The organism is Aeromonas sp. QDB62 (assembly GCF_027705695.1).
Taxonomy (GTDB): Bacteria; Pseudomonadota; Gammaproteobacteria; order Enterobacterales; family Aeromonadaceae; genus Aeromonas; species Aeromonas allosaccharophila.
Genome location: NZ_JAPDCD010000137.1, coordinates 1 through 748 on the forward strand (window position 1 = coordinate 1; position 748 = coordinate 748).

Genomic DNA, 748 nt, shown 5'->3' on the forward strand with positions numbered 1-748 from the left:
CATTCGCCATGCGAGAGTAGGACACTGCCAGGCACCCAATACAAGAAACCCCGCTCGATGAGCGGGGTTTTTTATTGCCTGCAATTCAGTAAATTGCTTAATTTTTAGCCTTCCATCTTCCCGCAATTCAATGAAATCTCCCATAAAGTGCCAAAAGAACCTCCATTCTCTGTTCGATATTTGCCCATTGGTTCAATGCGTTGGATATAAAAAACACAGAATGTGATGCCTCTACCTTTCTTGTGATGCCTGCTCTGGTTTAATTCTTCAGTCCATATTGATGGACCAAGGAATCACAATAATTTAAGGAATAGACCCATGTTCAAAAGAACAGTAACGATGATGCTGGCGGCGGGAACCCTGGTATTAGGCGGTTGCGCATCCAATGGTGGTGCAGAGCAGGCAGCGGCAGACAACAGCGACTTCGGTGGCAAGTCCATCTACCTGCGTGGGGAGATGAACGACTGGATGGCGACTGATGAAAGCAAGGTAGTCAAGGTGGCCGACAAGCTCTATATGGCCAAAGGCACCCTCAAGAAAGAGTGGGCACCTTACAAGTTCAAGTTTGCAGATTCAGGCTGGAGCTGCGGTACCAACTTTGGCTACAAGAGTCCGAGTGACGGTGTCGCCGTATTGGGTGGTGAGGCTGTGCCGGTCAACCCCTGCTCCAAGTCTTAACCATCCCCTCATATGAGCGAGGCGTGGCGCGGCTTCTGAGGTATGATCGCCATCCTTGACCAGCTAATAC

General features: G+C 49.6%; 1 pseudogene. It reads left to right on the forward strand.

From position 1 onward, the window contains the following. Positions 1 to 318: 318 nt before the first annotated feature. Positions 319 to 672, forward strand: a pseudogene (locus tag OKC27_RS22780) (pullulanase); the annotation flags it as partial. Between the last annotated feature and the right edge of the window lie 76 nt (positions 673 to 748).